13 protein-coding genes and 1 tRNA gene are annotated in these 17,816 nt (G+C 55.0%); 4 read left to right on the top strand and 10 right to left on the bottom strand.

What is annotated here, in order from left to right:
* The first annotated feature begins 216 nt into the window (after positions 1-216).
* Positions 217-1,818 (top strand): MFS transporter, encoded by a 1,602-nt coding sequence (locus tag KHW85_RS04945; RefSeq protein WP_291459038.1) that lies wholly within the window; start codon positions 217-219, stop codon positions 1,816-1,818.
* Here the strand turns inward: KHW85_RS04945 and KHW85_RS04940 are convergent.
* The 6 genes from KHW85_RS04940 to KHW85_RS04915 form a co-directional block, all read right to left on the bottom strand.
* Positions 1,796-2,902, bottom strand: a complete 1,107-nt coding sequence (locus tag KHW85_RS04940; protein WP_291459037.1) for a peptidase C39 family protein — start codon at positions 2,900-2,902, stop codon at positions 1,796-1,798. The genes KHW85_RS04945 and KHW85_RS04940 overlap by 23 nt on opposite strands.
* Complete coding sequence (locus KHW85_RS04935; RefSeq protein ID WP_291459036.1) at positions 2,895-4,505, bottom strand: ABC transporter ATP-binding protein; 1,611 nt, start codon at positions 4,503-4,505, stop codon at positions 2,895-2,897. Before KHW85_RS04935 ends, KHW85_RS04940 begins: the two co-directional genes overlap by 8 nt.
* A complete protein-coding gene (locus KHW85_RS04930) occupies positions 4,502-5,401 on the bottom strand; it encodes an ABC transporter permease (protein ID WP_291459035.1) in 900 nt (299 codons plus the stop codon). Before KHW85_RS04930 ends, KHW85_RS04935 begins: the two co-directional genes overlap by 4 nt.
* A complete protein-coding gene (locus KHW85_RS04925) occupies positions 5,398-6,348 on the bottom strand; it encodes an ABC transporter permease (protein WP_291459034.1) in 951 nt (316 codons plus the stop codon). The genes KHW85_RS04930 and KHW85_RS04925 overlap by 4 nt, the downstream gene beginning before the upstream one ends.
* The gene (locus tag KHW85_RS04920; RefSeq protein WP_291459033.1) at positions 6,348-7,937 is read right to left on the bottom strand and encodes an ABC transporter substrate-binding protein; all 1,590 of its coding nucleotides are present in this window, start codon (positions 7,935-7,937) and stop codon (positions 6,348-6,350) included. The genes KHW85_RS04925 and KHW85_RS04920 overlap by 1 nt, the downstream gene beginning before the upstream one ends.
* Positions 7,938-8,121: 184 nt before the next feature.
* Positions 8,122-9,489, bottom strand: coding sequence for a M20/M25/M40 family metallo-hydrolase (locus tag KHW85_RS04915; protein ID WP_291459032.1), 1,368 nt, complete (start codon positions 9,487-9,489; stop codon positions 8,122-8,124).
* Positions 9,490-9,685: 196 nt separating this feature from the next.
* Here KHW85_RS04915 and valS point away from each other — a divergent pair, with 196 nt between their 5' ends.
* Positions 9,686-12,445, top strand: a complete 2,760-nt coding sequence (gene valS / locus KHW85_RS04910; protein ID WP_156335305.1) for a valine--tRNA ligase — start codon at positions 9,686-9,688, stop codon at positions 12,443-12,445.
* 155 nt (positions 12,446-12,600) lie between these two features.
* Here the strand turns inward: valS and KHW85_RS04905 are convergent, their stop codons facing one another.
* A complete protein-coding gene (locus tag KHW85_RS04905) occupies positions 12,601-13,305 on the bottom strand; it encodes a hypothetical protein (protein ID WP_291459031.1) in 705 nt (234 codons plus the stop codon).
* Between the two features lie 383 nt (positions 13,306-13,688).
* On the opposite strand from KHW85_RS04905, the gene KHW85_RS04900 reads away from it, so the two are divergent.
* Positions 13,689-14,726, top strand: coding sequence for a hypothetical protein (locus KHW85_RS04900; RefSeq protein ID WP_291459030.1), 1,038 nt, complete (start codon positions 13,689-13,691; stop codon positions 14,724-14,726).
* 219 nt (positions 14,727-14,945) lie between these two features.
* On the opposite strand, the gene KHW85_RS04895 is transcribed toward KHW85_RS04900, so the two are convergent.
* Positions 14,946-15,019, bottom strand: a tRNA-Met gene (locus KHW85_RS04895).
* Positions 15,020-15,226: 207 nt separating this feature from the next.
* Between KHW85_RS04895 and KHW85_RS04890 the strand changes: the two genes are divergently transcribed.
* Positions 15,227-16,423, top strand: a complete 1,197-nt coding sequence (locus KHW85_RS04890; protein ID WP_291459029.1) for a DNA recombination protein RmuC — start codon at positions 15,227-15,229, stop codon at positions 16,421-16,423.
* Here the strand turns inward: KHW85_RS04890 and KHW85_RS04885 are convergent.
* Positions 16,376-16,939 (bottom strand): dihydrofolate reductase, encoded by a 564-nt coding sequence (locus KHW85_RS04885; protein ID WP_291459028.1) that lies wholly within the window; start codon positions 16,937-16,939, stop codon positions 16,376-16,378. The genes KHW85_RS04890 and KHW85_RS04885 overlap by 48 nt on opposite strands.
* A 38-nt stretch (positions 16,940-16,977) precedes the next feature.
* Positions 16,978-17,781 carry a thymidylate synthase gene (locus KHW85_RS04880; RefSeq protein ID WP_034251763.1) on the bottom strand — a complete coding sequence of 268 codons (804 nt, stop codon included), beginning with the start codon at positions 17,779-17,781 and terminating at the stop codon, positions 16,978-16,980.
* Between the last annotated feature and the right edge of the window lie 35 nt (positions 17,782-17,816).

Raw genomic sequence — 17,816 nt, 5'->3', positions numbered from 1 at the left:
ATAAGGTCATGATCCCTATTCTCGAGGCCGGGGCTGGGTGCGCACCGCGTGCCGGTCCCGGCTTCGTGCCTTCTTTAGTGCGGTACGTTTCGTATCCATCGCGTCTATCGAGGATCGATCTTCCGTCGCATGCTCACCCGTTCATTTTCAATGAACGTTTGCACATTTTGCTGAAAACTTGCATGTACAGGCGATCCAAGTTGCACAATAGACCCCATGACTTCTACTTCGCCCGCCACACGGCCAAACCAAAAGGATTTGGAGAAACTCATCGATGAGACTCCAGCATCTGGCCCCAAGCGTTCGATCGCTTTTCTTGCGGGAGTCGCAACTTTTGGTTCTCTTCTTTTCGGCTATGACACGGGAGTCATCGCCGGCGCACTGCCCTATATGTACATGCCTCGCAGCGCCGGAGGCCTTGGAATTAATGAATTCCAAGAAGGACTGGTCGGGGCTTTTCTGGCCCTTGGTGCCGCGCTGGGAGCGATCGTCGGAGGCCGCCTATCAGATCGCTACGGGCGCCGACACAATATCCTCCTTTTGGCGGGCATCTTCATTCTCGGAACACTGGGGTGCACCTTTGCCCCAAATGTCGCAATTTTGTATATTTCCCGCTTCATCTTGGGTATCGCCGTTGGTGGCGCCTCCGCAACAGTCCCCGTGTACCTAGCCGAATCTGCACCCACGCGCGTGCGTGGTTCTCTGATCGCTCTTGACCAGTTCATGATCGTCGCCGGACAATTGCTGGCCTACTCGATGAACGCAATCCTCTCTAGCGCGCACGGAGGGCCCCAGATCTACGTCAGTGAAGATCCTTCGGGGACCCTCACTGGCGGCCACTGGTACCCCTGGGATCAAGTCCAGCACGTGACAACCGCGGTCATAACCAGCGGCGATGGCTTGGCATGGCGTTGGATGCTTGTTCTTGCAACGATCCCAGCGGTGTGCCTCTGGCTAGGTATGCGTCTCATGCCAGAGTCCGGGCGCTGGTATGCCTCGAAAGATCGCTATTACGAGGCCATTGGAGCGCTTAAGCGCATTCGCGATCCCAAGCTCGACAACCTCAGCGAGGAGATCGCGCAAATCGCGGAGCTTCAGCAAAGAGAAGACGCACAGGGACACTGGTCACTTCGACGCACAGCATCGGTCGCCTGGACCAGACGCCTGCTGTTGATCGGTGTTGGCCTAGCCTGCTTCGATCAGCTCACCGGTATTAACACCGCGATGTACTACCTCCCCAAGATCCTAGCTGCGGCGGGTTTCTCAGCCGCTGATTCGATTACCTTAAATGTCATAACGGGTGCGGTCGCGTGTGCGGGTGCAGGTTTCGGGCTCTACTTGGTTTCGAAGCTCGCGCGTCGTCACGTCGGTATTTACCAAGAAACAGGAGTGACTCTTTCGCTCTTCAGCCTGGCGATCATCTTCGGTGTGGGGATCTCCCCCTATGTACAGGCTGATGGCAGTATTTCCGCTTCGATTCCCGCGTACCTTCCGTGGCTGGTTGTTGTCCTCGTTTCGGTTTTCGTCTTCGCCAAGCAGTCAGGAACAGTCAACTGGGTTCTGGTATCAGAGATTTTCCCATCGAGGATTCGAGGCGTTGCTCAGGGTTTTGCGGTCGGCTGCGGATGGCTGATGAACGCAGTGGTGACCTGGGTCTTCCCCGTAATGATTACTCACTTGGGTGCAACATGGACCTACGTGATTTTCGGATTGATCAACGTGGTTTCCCTGTGTTTCTACCTCTTTATTGTCCCGGAGACCCGCGGAATCTCTTTGGAGACCTTCGAGAAAAACTTCAGCGAGAAGTTCGGACTGTAAGGAGCGCGCGCTCGTGCGTTCGATCAGCCCACTGTGCAGCTTCCCACAGGTCGCGTGTATGGAGGGGCTGGACATAGGTTTCCACCCATGTCTCCCCAAACTCCTCGTCGTACCAGGGGTCATGAATGAGGAAAAAGTCTCCAATACGACCCCAAATCAGCAACCAGTGCGGGGTGTCTTCACCGTTAAGCGGGGCAAGGTCAACGAGGGCAATAACATGCTTGCCCGCGTCCAAGGCTGAGGTGATGTCTTCTACCGACAGTTCCCTCACCTGGGAGGTGACTCCCAATTCGTGTGCGCGCGTCATATGTTCGTGGTGAAGAGCGACCCGCGCGCGCTTTCCCAGCATCGTGGTTTTAGAAATTCCTACGATGGGTTCGTTGGTCGAAACAAGGACCTCCACCTGTGCGCCGTGATCCGCTAGTGCCGAGGCCAAGCCGAAGTGCCCCACTCCCCCTGAGTAGGTTGCTTGACGCCAAAGATTCAGCTCATTGACAAAGTCAGTGTGCGGGTCACCTTCAATCTCACCGAGCGTCATCAGCGCGCTTGCGGGACCGCAAGTGAATTCCGTCTTCTGGTGTTCGTATGCGGGGATCGCAAAATTCGTGGCTTCTGGCTCGTAATCAGGATTCCATAAAAGCCAGCCGCTATGGGAGTAATCGCGGTCGTTTTCAATGGGATGGGGGTTCCCATTGATCGTGACCTGTTCAAAACCAATCGAGCGGAGGACATCAACAAAAATGCCCTCATCTGCCCATGAGTCAGCCTTCATCAGTGGGAAGCGACGCGAGCACATCTCATCACAGAGTTCCGATATGATTTCACGCACGCGACGTGCTTGCTCGGCTTCACATACCACCTGATCGGTATTGAGAAGAGTCCATCCGGCAATACGCAGGTGCGCAGAGAGTTCACGGTGGACTTCCCATACTCCCACAGGCCCATTGATCCACAAGGTCGCACGCATCTTTGGGCCAAGGCGCGCCCAATCTTTCGCGCGCTCTTCAGGGACCCCTAAAGCAAGCAGGTGCTCATAGCTGCTCTCACCAGATTCAATTGAGATGTGCGAAATCTTCTCAGTCATTGTCACTCTCTTGGCCAGGCACTGCGGCAAGCAAAACCCGCGTGTATTCCTGTGTCGGCGCATGAAGGATATCTTCGGTTGCTCCCTCTTCAACGATATGTCCATCCTTCATCACAACAAGGCGATCACACATCTGGCGTGCCACGGCAAGGTCGTGAGTAATAAAAAGCAATGCGAAACCCTGCTGACGCTGAAGCTGGAGCAAAAGCTCCAAAACAGAAGCCTGCACAGAAACATCCAAAGCAGAGACAGCCTCGTCGCAAATCAGAAGCTGTGGTCGCGTGGCCAGAGCCCTAGCGATAGCGACACGCTGGCGTTCCCCACCAGACAGGCGCGCGGGAAAACGGTTCGCATAGGAGGCTGGAAGGCCGACAGACTCCAAGAGACTCGGCACCTCACTAGCTGAACGACCGCCTACGCGCAAAGCCTCGGCAAGAGTTGCACCAATAGCGCGCGCTGGGTTGAGGGCAGAATACGGATTTTGGAAAACGATCCCCATTGGGGGGTGCCCACCTTCTAAGACACCTCGTATTTTCTCCCGCGGTGTGCCATTAACCTCGATACTTCCCGAATCTGGCTTTTCCAAACCGATAATCAGACGTGCAAGGGTGGTCTTCCCAGATCCAGATTCGCCAACAATTCCGACGGATTCTTGGTGCGCGATAGAAAGCGAAACTCCATCGACCGCCACGTGGTGATCCCTACGGCTGCGTCCGCGGAAAATTTTGACCAAGTCCCGTGCCTCAACCAAAGCAGGTGCAACGTGCTTCTTCTCCGAGGCCGCATCTAAAGAGTGGTCTGTTTGGGATTCTTCCGTGAAAGAACGGGGATTTGGACCATCCAGTCGAGGCTCGGCGGCCGCAAGCTGACGAGTGTAGTCGCTTTCGGGGTGAGTAAAAACTTTCTCGACACTTCCCGATTCGACAACCTTCCCGTGGCGCATAACAACCACTTCATCGCCGTATTCGCGCGCCAAAGCAAGATCGTGGGTGATCAAGATGAGCGCCATTGATCGGCTCTCGCTCAGCTCGCTCAGAAGATCAAGAATTTCCTTCTGAGTCGTCACATCCAAAGCCGTTGTCGGCTCGTCCGCAATGAAGACTCCGGGTGAAGAGTCCAGGGCTGCAGCGATAGCTACACGTTGGCGCATGCCTCCCGAAAGTTCTTGAGGGTAAGCCTGAGCAACGCGTTCAGGAAGCCCAACTTCGCGAAGACGCTCACGAACACGTTCATCCCGCGTACGCTTGGGCAACCGCGTGTCGGCAATAATCTGCGTGCTGCAACGCTGGGTAGGAGACAACGAGGTGAAAGGATCTTGAGGAAGCCAGACAATCCCTTTGCCTCGAAGTGCTTTAAAGGCACGTGCCTGGCGGACGATATCAAACTCGCGTCCGCCCAAGGTCACTTGCCCCTGGGCACTCAAAGTATGAGGAGTGAGCGCACAGATGGTGCGTGCAAGCATGGACTTTCCGGCACCTGACTCACCCACAATAACTAGGGTGCGTCCGGCTTCCGCGTGAATCGAAACATCATCAACAAGGACGTGCCCGTCATTTCGCGTGACGCTAATATGCGAGGCAATAAGACCCTGGTTCTCACTCACGATCGTACCTCCTGCCTTTCACTCCACCAATCACCTGCGATATTGATTGCAGTTGCCGTGATGATGATGGCAAGACCAGCGACAACACACGCCGCTGGATTCTGGTTGAGAATGAAGCGTCCATCAGCAAGCTGACGTCCCCAGTCCGCGTCTTGCGCGCCGACGCCAAATCCTAGGTAGGACAGTCCAGAGAGTGACACAAGCGCAAATGCAACGTTGACAAAGAGGTTTGCCCACACGATAGGAGTGATATTCGGAAGAATATGAACTCCAAGGATACGAGGCGAGGACAAGCCCAGAACCTGCGCAGATTCAATATAGGGCTGTGGTTTTTGTTGAAGAGTGGCGGCGCGAATCATCCGGATATCGGAAGGCGCGAACAAAATGATCAGCACGCCAACCGTCACCCAATAGGAACCACCAATCACACCCGCAACGACGATTGCCAGCAAAGTAACCGGCATTGAAAGCAGGATTTCACACGAACGAGAGACAAGGGCATCCCACCAGCCTCCCCACCAGCCGGCAGTCATTCCAAAAATCAGTCCCAGGATCATCGAACCACCAGCGATCACCAGCGGACCGATGACAGCAGAACGCGCACCCGCAATCGTCAATGCGAGAATGTCACGCCCAACTTTATCGGTTCCAAAAATATGACCGGGAGTACCCGCCGGGCTCACGCCTAAAGAAACGTCTTGTCCAAGAGCATTGGGAACGATCAACGGGGAGAAAAAGACGCACACTGCGACTGCGATCAAAATGATGAAGGAAAGAACAACGGAGCCCGGGACTGATCGCATTGCGCGGGCGAGGCCTCGTGCCGAGGAACGGAAACGGCCAACGGAAACTTCGGCGTTAGCCTCGGCGTCCTGAGACGGTACGCGATCGCTCATGCGACACCTCCCTCTTCGAGCTTTTGACGCGGGTCAACAATGAAAGCTGCAAGGTCGACAATAAATGTGACCGCGATGATGATCACTGCTACCAAGAGCGCAATCGCTTGGACAACAGGCACGTCCTTATACGTAATCGAATCGGCCAAAAGCTGACCCAATCCCGGAAGAGAGAAAGCCTCTTCAACCAAGACCGTTGAACCAAAAAGAGTCCCCAAGATCAGACCAGCTGAGGTGATGATCGGCAAGGAAGCCGCACGCAGATACATGCGAGTGATACGCCGCGAAGCAAGTCCCCTCGAACGCGCGAAAGTCACATAATCCTGGCTGAGTTCTGCCACAACTGCAGCGCGAGTAATTCGAATGATCATCGCAGCGATGCCGGTTGCAAGTGCTATTGCTGGAAGCGCAAGATGCCACAGGGAATCCACGAAATCCTCACCTGCGCCGAAAATTGGGAACCATCCCAGCATGAGTCCGAAAACATAAAGCAGCACAAGGCCCAAGGCGAAACCCGGTGCAGAAATACCAACCACACTCCAGCCGATAATGGAGCGATCCACCCAGCTCCCGGCACGTCGAGCAGCCCAAATTCCCAGTGGCACACCGACGCAGATGGCCAAAATAAATGCCATCAGAGTCAGCATCGTGGTTAATCCGACGCGTGCGGCGAGGACATCAGTAACGGGAGTTGCAGAGCGCACGGAGTTTCCAAAATCCCCCCTGAGCGCTCGAAGCAACCAATGCCAATAGCGCAAAAGTAGCGGCTCATCCAGCCCGTATTGGGCGGTAATAGCAGCACGCACCTCGGGGGTGAGGCGGCGAGTGCCAACCAGAATCTTCACCGGGTCTCCGGGAACCAAGTCCAACAGAGAGAAGATGATGAAGGATAAGGCCAGCAACACCGCCGCGAACCCCGCGAGGCGTCGTGCAAAGAAACGTGCCATCACTTCGTGACGTTCAGGGATGCGGCCCAGGGGGTCATGAAGAAGTAGGACGTGTAGTTATTCGGTGTAACGGTCTTCGAGAATGCGGTCGAGGTCTTGCCCCACCAGATCGGCGAGTAGATCGTGTTTTCCTGAGCGATTTTCTCTGCTGCAACGATTTGCTCAACACGCTTGTACGGATCCGTCTCAGCCATGGAAGCGGCGATGAGGCCCTGAACCTGTTCGTTCTCGTAGCGTGCGGGGTTATCAGGTCCAAGCAACCAGCCTGCAACCTCTCCGGGATCACCGGTCGTTGAGGTGTAGCTCATGTAGTAGAGGCCGTACTCGCCAGTTCCCACCTTAGAGATCCATTCTTCGATGGGCTTGGAAGTTACCGTGACGTTGATGCCGATCTGCTTGAGGTTATCAGCGATTGCCAGCGCCGCAGAGCCCATCTCGGGGATCGATGCGGGGTAGGTCAGTTCCGTATCAAAACCGTTGGGAACCTTAGACTGTGCAAGCTCTGCACGCGCCTGGTCCATGCTGAAGGAATCGATGGGAAGCTGTGCCTGAAGCTCACGCGCCTTATCGACGCCGATCTCGCTGCCCAGCTGGTCATTGGGTTCGATTGCAGTCGCAACTTCTCCGCGTCCCTTAAGAATGGAATCAACGATTGCCTTGCGGTCAACGGCATGGGCAACAGCCTTACGAACATGAATGTCGTCGAAAGGTGCCACGCCTTGATCAAAGGTCAGGCCCACGTAGGAACGGTCAGATTCGGTGAGAACCTTGACCCCATCGATCGATTCAAACTGAGAGACCTGATCGGTGGGAAGCTGCGTGGCGATATCGATCTGGCCGCTTCGCTGAGCCAGCAGTCGAGCATTCTCATCTGAGAAGAAATCAAACTCGATCTTCTGTGCGGGAGTATCGCCGCCCCACCAGGTGCCGCTCTTTTCAAAAACAGCCTTCGAATCGGGCTGGAAAGAGGTCGCCTTGTAAGGGCCGGTACCCATGATGAGGTCCTTGGAGGAACCATAGGACTGTGCGGCCTCGTAGAAGGACTTTTCGGTGATCCACAGTCCACCGTTTGCCGTCACAGTCCATCCAAAGTTTTCGGCGGGACTAGGAAGCGTAATGGTGATCTCCCAGTCGCCAGTCTGAGTCGCTTCAACGCCCTTAGCCCAGTAAACAGCCGATGAAGGGGATTTATCGGGATCCTTCGCAATATCAATTGAGAAGAGGACGTCCTGAATGGTCACGGGGTTACCATCTTGGAACTTTGCATCCTTACGGATCTGGAAAACCCAGGTCTTCGCATCATCGGTGTGGTAGTCCGTCGCGATTGCCGGAACCAGCTTGCCTTCCTTATCGACAGCAAGGAGGCCTTCGGAGGTCACCTGGGCAACGTAGTAGTTGATAATGCCAGTCTCGTGGGCAGTGTCCAAGGTAGACAGAGAACCAGGAAGACCAACCGTCACCGTATCGCTCTTTGCTCCCGATTGTGCCGATCCGGCATTTTTCGGCGCACAGGCTGCCAGCGAAGCGCACATGAGGACAGCTGCTGTAGCTAGTGCGGCTGCTTTTGTGGTGATGCGTGAAGCTGGCATCCTGATCTCCTTCAATTAGTTCATAGTGACGTCGAATGGTCTTTGAATAAAGCACGGAAACTCGCGCCATAAATAAAGATATGGCCCAAAGCCCTAGGTTCGCGACTCGTGCCACTTCGTGGGCGTTTGTAACGCTCGCTGCCCAGGAACGAACAACAGACGAACACTTAGTCAACGCTTGGATTCAGGCCTTTTCGGGGTAAATGAAGACCCGAGTAAGGTGATCAAGAGCGCACACAGTTGAAACAACATCTTCCACGGCGATGTGTTCATCATGAGCGTGAAGCTGGGAGTAGACCTGCCCCAAAGTCGCTCCAGAGGAACAGGAGCCAAAACCGTAACCCACTCCCCCTTTGTGGCGTCCAACTCGAAGGTCGGACCCACCCGGGAAGAGGATCGGAACTACCTTCGCCCCGGGGTTCGCCTGCGTCAAAGTCTCCTCGATTGCCCGGTACAGTTTTGTGTCGATTGACGAGGCCGTGGCCCGCTCGCTCAACAGGCGCTCGATGGTCACGTGCTCAGCGAGCTCTCCCAAGGCCTCGGTGATCGCGCGATCAACATCATCATCGCTTTGCCCGGGAAGGGTACGGATATCCAGTTCCAGTTCCCCGGATGAAGGAAGGACGTTAATAGGACCGCCGGCACGGACAACCGTTTGCGCAACGGTCATATGCGAGACTGCGTGGGCATATGCCGCAAGGTCACCGAATTCGCCATAGTCTCCGCGATAGGTACCGCTAATCAAAGATTCTTCAAGTTCTGAATCAAATTCAAAAGCACTGACAAATCCAGCCCAAATCTCGTCACTGGCCTGCGGCCACTGCGCCTGCGACAGAGCTCGCGAAACTTGAGCGAGCATTTCGACTGCGCTTACACGCCCCAAAGGAATCGAACCGTGTCCGGCATCTCCGCGCACGTGAAGGCGACGCTGAGCAGCCCCCTTCTCGCCGACAATGACAACAACACTGTCTCCGCCGCGAGCGCCGCGAATATGAGCGCCTCCCATCTCAGAGAGCTGAGCATCCCAGGGGAAAGCGTCCGAGCGGTGTTCACCAATCCACGGAACCCCAAGTCCGCCTCGTGCCTCTTCGTCCGCAGCGGCAACGAAGGTCAGGGTTCCCGCGGGGCGAACTCCGCCTCGGGAAACTTCTTCGGCAAGGCGTCGGGTGACGACTGCCATCGCAGCGGTCAAGTGAAGCATATCGACGCTTCCTCGCCCCCAAATACTTCCCTCACTGATCTCACCCGCAAAGGGCGGATGGGTCCAGTGCTTCTCATCAACGGGGACAACATCGGTGTGTCCGAGGAAAGTCAGGGGCTGTGCTGAGGGATCGGTGCCGCGCAAGGTAACAACCAAAGTTGTACGCCCGGGGTGAGGTTCGATGCGCTCAATATCGACGGGTAGCCCATCGAAGAAGGTTTCAAACAGATTTGCAGCAGCCTCTTCATTGCCAGAATCGGGGGTGAGGTCATTGACGGAACCAAGTGCGATGAGGCGCTGAAGGAGATCGATAGTTTCCTCACCGATGTTGTGGTGCGCGGGCGTGTTCATCGATTCTCCTTGTCATAAGGTCATTTCTCTTGCTTTAAGACTACTCAGCATGACTACTGGCGCATTTGCAGATCACGAAGAGAGCGGATGTTACGGCAGCGAGGAGTCGGCGCCCCCGGTGTGCGCACTGGACCGATATAGCCGAGAAAAGTAGGCTTGGACGGTAATAAGTCCACGACTCGGATGGAGAATACGTATGAGCGCTCAGCGCCAGGCCGAACCAACCTCGCTGCCCGCACCCCAGGTGCCGGACAAGGTCGCCACTGAAGGCCTCGAAGCCCAGTGGAACCAGCGTTGGGAAGATCAGGGAACTTACCGTTTCGATCGAAGCCGCCCCCGCCAAGAGGTCTACTCGATCGACACTCCCCCGCCCACGGTTTCGGGTTCACTTCACGTCGGCCACGTGTTCTCGTACACGCACACCGACGTCGTCGCGCGTTTCCAGCGAATGCTGGGTAAATCGGTCTTCTACCCCATGGGCTGGGACGATAACGGCCTGCCTACCGAGCGCCGCGTGCAGAACTACTTTGGGGTTCGCGTCGATGCGACCCTCCCCTATGATCCAAACTTTGAGCCCCCTCATGTTGGCGGCGAAGGCAAGTCCATCAAGGCTCGAGATCAGGTGCCGATCTCACGTCGTAATTTTGTGGAACTGTGCGAGCGCCTGACCGTTGAAGATGAGAAGCACTTCGAAGATCTGTGGCGTCACTTAGGCCTGTCGGTTGACTGGACTCAGAACTACCAGACCATCGGTACTCGTGCCCGCAAGGTCGCCCAGGCAGCATTCCTGCGTAATCTCGAGCGCGGCGAGGCCTACCAGGCTGAGGCTCCTGGTCTGTGGGATGTCACCTTCCAGACCGCGGTTGCTCAGGCCGAGCTTGAGAGCCGCGAATACCCGGGCTTCTACCATCGCCTCGCCTTCCACATCACCGACCCCGCGCGCGCTGCTGAGGCTGCTGCAGCCGGTGCGCCAGTTGAGAACGGTGTTGATGTCTGCATTGAAACGACTCGTCCCGAACTCCTTCCCGCGTGCGTGGCCTTGATCGCTCACCCCGACGACGAGCGCTACAAGCCACTGTTCGGCACCACGGTTGCCTCCCCTGTTTTCGGTGTTGAGGTCCCCGTTCTTCCCCACCCCGAGGCAGAGATGGACAAGGGCGCCGGTATCGCCATGTGCTGTACTTTCGGTGACACGACCGATATCGATTGGTGGCGTGACCTGAACCTTCCGCTGCGCACCGTTTTGCGCAAGGATGGCCGCCTGCAGACCGAAACCCCCGAGTGGATCACCACCGATGAGGGTCGCGAGGCCTTCGCTGAGCTCGCGGGGAAGACAACCTTCTCTGCTCGCGAGGCCTTGGTGGCGCGCCTCGAGGCAAGCGGCGAAATGCGCGGTGAACCTCAGAAGACGATGCGCCAGACGAACTTCTTCGAAAAGGGTGACAAGCCCCTAGAGATCGTGACTTCGCGTCAGTGGTACATCCGCAATGGTGGCAAGCCCTGGGTCAATCCTGCAACTGGCAAGGATCTGAACGAGGAACTCATTGAGCGCGGTAAGGAGCTGGAGTTCCACCCTGATTTCATGCGCGTGCGCTACGAGAACTGGGTACGCGGCCTCAACAACGACTGGCTGGTCTCCCGTCAGCGCTTCTTCGGCGTTCCGTTCCCCCTGTGGTACCGCGTTGATGACAATGGCGAAGTCGATTACACGCAGATCATCACCCCCAGTGAAGATCAGCTTCCTGTCGATCCTTCGTCGGATACTGCTCCGGGTTACACCGAGGATCAGCGCGGAGTCGCCGGCGGTTTCGTGGGCGAACTCGACATCATGGATACCTGGGCGACTTCGTCTCTCTCCCCGCAGATTGCCTGCGGTTGGCTTGAGGATGAGGACCTGTTCTCTCGTACCTACCCGATGGACTTGCGTCCGCAGGGTCAGGACATCATCCGCACCTGGCTGTTCTCAACGGTCGTCCGCGCCGATCTGGAATTTGGCGCACTCCCTTGGGCACATGCCGGTCTTTCCGGATGGATCTTGGACTCGGATCACAAGAAGATGTCGAAGTCTAAGGGCAATGTTGTGACCCCCATGGGTCTGCTCGAGAAGTTCGGCTCGGACGCGGTGCGCTACTGGGCGGCATCTGCTCGACTGGGCTTGGATGCTGCATTCGATGAATCCCAGATGAAGATTGGCCGTCGCCTGGCCATCAAGGTGCTCAACGCTTCGAAGTTCGCACTCACGATGGGCGGGGACGCAGATCTGGATCTGGATATCACGCATGTCGTCCAGCCCTTGGACCGTTCGATGCTTGCCGCTTTGCGCGAGGTTGTCTCTTCTGCAACAACTGCTCTGGAAAATTACGAGCATGCTCGTGCGCTGGAAGTCACCGAGTCTTTCTTCTGGACTTTCTGCGATGACTACTTGGAGCTGGTGAAGGAACGCGCCTACAACCGCGAGGGTAAGTGGAGCGATCAGGCTTCTGCGTCTGCACGTGCAGCGCTGGCGATTGCCATCGATACCTTCGTTCGTTTGCTTGCTCCCTATCTTCCCTTCGTCACCGAAGAAGTGTGGAGCTGGTATCGCGAAGGTAGCGTCCACCAGGCTGCGTGGCCGACTGCTTCCGACCTTGAGGTCACCCGGGATGGGACCGTTGAAGGCGCTATCGAAGCTGCTTCCAGCGTGTTGTTGGGTGTTGCCTCTGAGGCACTGGTGGTCCTGCGCCGCGTGAAGTCCGAAGCAAAGGTATCCCCGAGGACCCCCTTCCTTGAGGTGACGGTGTCAGCTCCTGAGCAGACCATCCCACTGCTTAAGGATGTTCTGGAAGACCTTGCGGCAGCCACGAAGATTCAGGGCCCTGCTCACTTCGAGGCTTCGGCAGACTCTAGCGAAGATGAAGGCACCATCCGTGTCGCTTCCTTCGAGTTGGGCGAAGCTCCAGCAAAGAAGAAGAACTAGGTTCAAGGCATAAGGGTGTGGGCCCGGCTTCTGCCGGGCCCACACCCTTATTTTCAGAGGGAGGGGAAGCGTTCAATTCCCCGCGTGTTTTGTAAATCGCAAAGGATATGAGCTGCTACGGTCCGAGTCCGCATTACACACGTAAATGGGTATCCCTAACGAAGGCCGTAACGGTCTTCTTGCCTCATCCGAAGTACCTGCTGTTTTCCAAGGCCATTAAGCGCAACATAGTCACCAGAGTCTGCGGTGAAACCTCGAGCAACGCCCCAGTCCCAGATACGTGAACACTGGATCACCGCCTGCCGTTCAAGATCATGAGTATTTGGGCCCGTGAAGCTAATCCCCAAAGGAATCTGCTTCCCTGCATCGCTGATCAGTTTGACGCTGAGCGTCTGCACCTGTCGCGAACTAGCGGAGAGACGACTAGCAGTTCGAGAATCATGTACGAAGAAACTGGTTCGAGAAGTTGGCCAAGGAAGGTGCTTCGCACTTAAAAAGCCAGCGATTTCAAAACCATCACGGCTAATGACGTTCTTCCGGGGTAGAAAATGAATACCTGCGAAGGCAAATACGACAGTTGCGACAGTTGCCACGGTAAGAAGAAGCGATGACTCGCCTCTAAAAGCAGAGGTGACAAAAGCTGAAAACATCAAGACCGAAAATGCAAAAAACAATCCGGCCCACGCCCTAGAACCTTTTTCAATGACGATGCGGTCGACTGTCGTTGGGATCGGGCAATCATCTTTACAGTCGATATAGTAATCAGCGCCTTTAATGCGATACTTCATAGATTCAGATTTCGTTGGCACAGCCTGACCAACAATTGATGGGAGGGTTTCTGTCGTGTACGAGACGCTCACACTATTTCCTATATTTTCCTTTTCTGGCTTCAGTTCAACATCTACATGCTATATGGCTGTTTTTCTGACTTGTTGCGACCACAACGGCAACCATCGCAACCTAAATTAGCCTTCAATTCACACATTTCAGCAGGTCAAAGCATCTTTGCTAGAAGACAATTTCCACGCCAGATGTGAGACATCAGACGATAATCTGACGTTTAAACAACAGCATCGCAAGCAGATACAGATTCCAATCACCACACTCTTAGCCCCCCAATAACAGCGAAAAGAACAGGATGAGCGATCGGCCACAGCCCTTCACAATTTTCTTGAACAATGTGCCAAAAAACCGGTACAGTAGACCGGTATATTGACAGCAGAACGCACTAAAGGAATCATCGATGGCATTCTTTTCCTTCACACGGCAGCGTCGCCGCCGCAGAGTCATTTTTGCTGCGCTATTAAGCGCAGCAATTGCATGTGGTTTCCTCGGTGTTTCGTCTACCCAACTTCGCGCACAAGCTGACAGCTACGGCGGCGATCTCGTCCTTTTGAAGGACGCCGCCCACGTTCAGATGAATGGCAACCAGCCTGCTTATGACGAGACTGGGCTTCCTATCGGACTGGATTCAACCGCTGATGCCCCCATTGGTAATTTCAAGGTCGGCGACTGGGTTCTTTACCGAGTCAATGTCCTCAATCGCGGTGATGGCATTGTCAACCACTTCACGGTCACTGACTTTATTCCTCAGGGCATAACCTATCAGGAGTCATGGGTTCGAAACTGCGACATGCTATTCACCGTCGTGCCAACCGATCACCTTTGGGTACGCGAGGGCCATAGCTTCGACCCGAACAACGGAGCTTCGGGACTTGAGGATGTGACTTTCCCCTGCAAGCGCGCAAACCCCACGATGCCTAAGTCCTTCACACACTGTAACGGACAGTGGAATGCAGACAGCGATACCTTCGGCCTGGCCTCTTACGCAACCCTTTACATCCTTGGACGAGTAAATAAGGATGGGGCAGGAAAGACCATCACAAACACTGCAATCATTACTAGCTCCTTTACGGGTGCCACTGTTTCAGTCTCAAGCTGGAGCGCAGATATCACGGTATCGCCTTTGGCAGTAGGAGAACAGGTCGAGCCTGTTACGGATCCTTCGCCCTGTACTCCCCCAACGACGGAGACTCCATCTCCTACCGTCTCGGAAAGCACCACCCCGGCAACGCCGTCGACAACTCCTGAGCCGAGCACATCGACGCCTACGCCTTCAACAAGCACGAGCACTACTCAAATCACCCCTTCGACGTCCACGACGCCCGCAAAGCCAGAACTTGCACACACTGGTATCGGACTCGCGGTTGTTGGCGGAGCAGCTCTGACTGTTGCGACAGCGGGTGCCGCTTTGGCAACGCGTCGCCGCCGAGCAGAATAAAGAGACTCGTCTTCCTAGCTGTGGTCTACACCTTGCGTGTAGACCACAGCTTTTTATTGGGTAAAAGATCTACGCCATGCCTATTTCAAAAGGGCACGGTATTGCGTAGTAACTAGGCAAGGAGTAAGCGCACCTAATCTGAATGAATATCTAAGCGGCATGCGCGCGTTGACGATAAAATAAAACAAAACCCGGTCTCTCTCGAGACCGGGTTATCAGTAGCGGGGACAGGATTTGAACCTGCGACCTCCGGGTTATGAGCCCGGCGAGCTACCGAACTGCTCCACCCCGCGTCGGTACCTATAAAAGGTACCCTCTATTAGCCAAATGACACAAATCGAGCAGGGGTGATATGAGTCATGCGCTCTTTCCTACAAGCACCTCAAAACTGGATGGAACTGAGGGGGCCACCACCTAATATGCGGACATGACTTCTTCGAGCTTCTTCACAATTGTTTTATGCCTCTTACTGTGCGGCGCATCGTGGGCACTCGGTAAACGTGGGACAGACACAGACGCGCCTCGACCTATCTGAAAAGCTCGCCAGCGCACAAACACAGGTAACAGAATTACGTACCCGGCTCGATGAACAACGGGATATACAATCCCAGCTCAATGACTCACAAAACCAAGCGCTCCAACACGAGTCCATCAATCATCAACGCCTGATGCAAAGCCTTATGCCTATCAACGAAGGGATGAGGCTCCTGCAAACTTCGGTGACCTCACTTGAACGCCAACATGCGGCACAACTAGCAGCACTGGGCCAACAGCTTCAATTGACCCGCATTTCAGAAGAGCGTCTCCGTCAATCCGCTGATGAGCTATCTCGAACCTTATCGCACTCACCCCTGCGTGGTACTTGGGGTGAAGCTCAACTACGTTCCTTAGTTGAGACTGCTGGGCTACTTGAGCACGTTCACTTCAACACCCAAGTCTCGCTTGCCCAGCGCTCAAAACGTCCCGATATGTTAATCCTTCTGCCAGAAGACAAATGCATCCCCATTGACTCAAAAGTCCCCCTCAGCGTTTTCCTCGATGCACAGGGCCGGGAAGAAGAACAGGACAAGAACGATTCGGATTCTTCAGCAAATCCCGCGACGTCCTACGAACAACTCATGGTCGCCCATGCCCAGGCCCTTCGCAGACACGTGACAGAACTGGCTAAAAAAGAATATTGGAAGGAACTCCCCTACTCTGCCGACTACGTCATTGCGTTCATACCCGCAGAGTCAATCCTGTCCGCTGCACTACGCTACGATCCATCTCTCATGCATGATGCACTTGAAATGAATGTCGTCCTTGCATCCCCCACTTCTATGTGGGCGATTCTTCGAACGGTATCTTTTACATGGCGTCAGGAAAACTTATCCTCACAGGCCAATGAGATCATCCAGCTTTCTCAAGAACTCTACGAACGCCTTCAAACGCTAGGTAAACATGCAACAAAAGTGAGCAGTGCGCTCAATAATGCCTCTCAGTCGTGGAATTCCTTCCTAGCTTCCTTCGAATCTCGCGCTCTGGTCAGCGCACGAAAGCTATCGGGATTGAGTGCTGAGACGCAGCCCATCGATACAGTCAAAGTAGAAGCACGCTCTTTGGACGATGATCTATTCAAGAGAAATCAACTGGGGAAAACGCCTACTGGCCTAGATCCGACGGAAAACTTGGATACGCCAACGGAGGGCATCTCCTGAAGGAGTGCGCCACTGGGCATCGCTGGCCTCGGTATCTAATTGCCAGGTGGAAGGATCGATCTCAGGGGCGTACACGCCACTGGTACAAGAGCCAATACGCGCCCGTGCCTCTTCCTTCAAGTCGAGCACAGAAACAACAAGCTCATCGACGACGTCCATAGCCAGGCTATAGATCTGTGCTCCGCCTGTCACCCATACTCGTTCGCTTCCACGCAAGGCAGCATCTTTCTGCCCGCACAGTAAAGCCTCGTCAATCGAATGGACGACTTCAGCGCCGTCAATAACCAAGCTAGGGTCGCGAGTCACAACAATCGACGTCCGTCCAGGAAGAGGGCGTCCCAAAGCATCCCACGATGAACGCCCCATAATGATCGGGCTATTCATAGTCGCTGATTTAAAGTGAGCAAAGTCGTCGGGCACACGCCAGAGCAAGTCTTTGCCGGAGCCTAAAAACCCATCTTCTGTCTGGGCCCAAATCGAAGCAACGGGAACCTTTCCCCCTGAAACCGTCTCCACAGAAGGATTCGATGCGAAGGATGTTGCCTCCACGACACTCACACGGCCACCGGCGCCTTGATCGTCGGATGATGCTCATAACCGACAATCTCAACATCATCAAAGCCGTAAGAGAACATCGAATCAGCCTTACGGAGCTTCAAAGTTGGGAAGGGATAAGGTTCACGCGAGAGTTGCTCAGTAACCTGCTCCACGTGGTTGGAATAGATGTGGCAGTCGCCGCCAGTCCAGATAAAGTCTCCCACCTCAAGGCCAGCTTGTTGGGCAAACATATGAGTGAGCAGCGAGTAGGAGGCGATATTGAAAGGAACGCCAAGGAACATATCTGCACTGCGCTGGTAGAGCTGAAGCGAGAGACGGCCATCAGCAACATACAGCTGGAAGAATGCGTGACACGGTTCCAGAGCCATCTTCGGCAAATCTCCGACATTCCAAGCTGACACAATCATTCGGCGAGAATCGGGGTTCGTCTTCAACGTTTCCAAAACTTGGGAAATCTGGTCGATTTCACGCCCATCACCGGCATTCCAGCGCCGCCACTGGACACCATAAACCGGCCCGAGATCACCATTTTCATCGGCCCATTCGTTCCAAATCCGCACACCGTTTTCTTGAAGCCAGCGAACATTGGAATCACCACTCAAGAACCACAAAAGCTCACCGATGATCGACTTCATGTGGACACGCTTAGTCGTGATGAGCGGGAAACCTTTTGAAAGGTCATAACGCAGCTGGGCGCCAAAAAGTGAGCGAGTACCCGTGCCGGTGCGATCGGACTTTTCGGCACCCTCACGCATGATCTTCGCCAGCAGATCCTCGTACTGTCGATCAATCTGGTTCACTGCTGTTCCTTTCCAGCTGTCCCAAAGGTCATTCT

It is taken from the genome of Actinomyces sp. oral taxon 181, from assembly GCF_018370895.1.
Lineage (GTDB): Bacteria > Actinomycetota > Actinomycetes > Actinomycetales > Actinomycetaceae > Pauljensenia.
The sequence above is the reverse complement of the archived record's forward strand: the minus strand, read 5'-3'. Positions and strand labels throughout refer to the sequence as shown.

What these genes read in the sequence shown, in the direction of transcription:
- KHW85_RS04920 (WP_291459033.1), bottom strand. Translation starts at nt 7,937, where the DNA reads ATGCCAGCTTCACGCATCACCACAAAAGCAGCCGCACTAGCTACAGCA.
- KHW85_RS04900 (WP_291459030.1), top strand. Translation starts at nt 13,689, where the DNA reads ATGGCATTCTTTTCCTTCACACGGCAGCGTCGCCGCCGCAGAGTCATT.
- KHW85_RS04930 (WP_291459035.1), bottom strand. Translation starts at nt 5,401, where the DNA reads ATGAGCGATCGCGTACCGTCTCAGGACGCCGAGGCTAACGCCGAAGTT.
- KHW85_RS04945 (WP_291459038.1), top strand. Translation starts at nt 217, where the DNA reads ATGACTTCTACTTCGCCCGCCACACGGCCAAACCAAAAGGATTTGGAG.
- KHW85_RS04915 (WP_291459032.1), bottom strand. Translation starts at nt 9,489, where the DNA reads ATGAACACGCCCGCGCACCACAACATCGGTGAGGAAACTATCGATCTC.
- valS (WP_156335305.1), top strand. Translation starts at nt 9,686, where the DNA reads ATGAGCGCTCAGCGCCAGGCCGAACCAACCTCGCTGCCCGCACCCCAG.
- KHW85_RS04925 (WP_291459034.1), bottom strand. Translation starts at nt 6,348, where the DNA reads ATGGCACGTTTCTTTGCACGACGCCTCGCGGGGTTCGCGGCGGTGTTG.
- KHW85_RS04940 (WP_291459037.1), bottom strand. Translation starts at nt 2,902, where the DNA reads ATGACTGAGAAGATTTCGCACATCTCAATTGAATCTGGTGAGAGCAGC.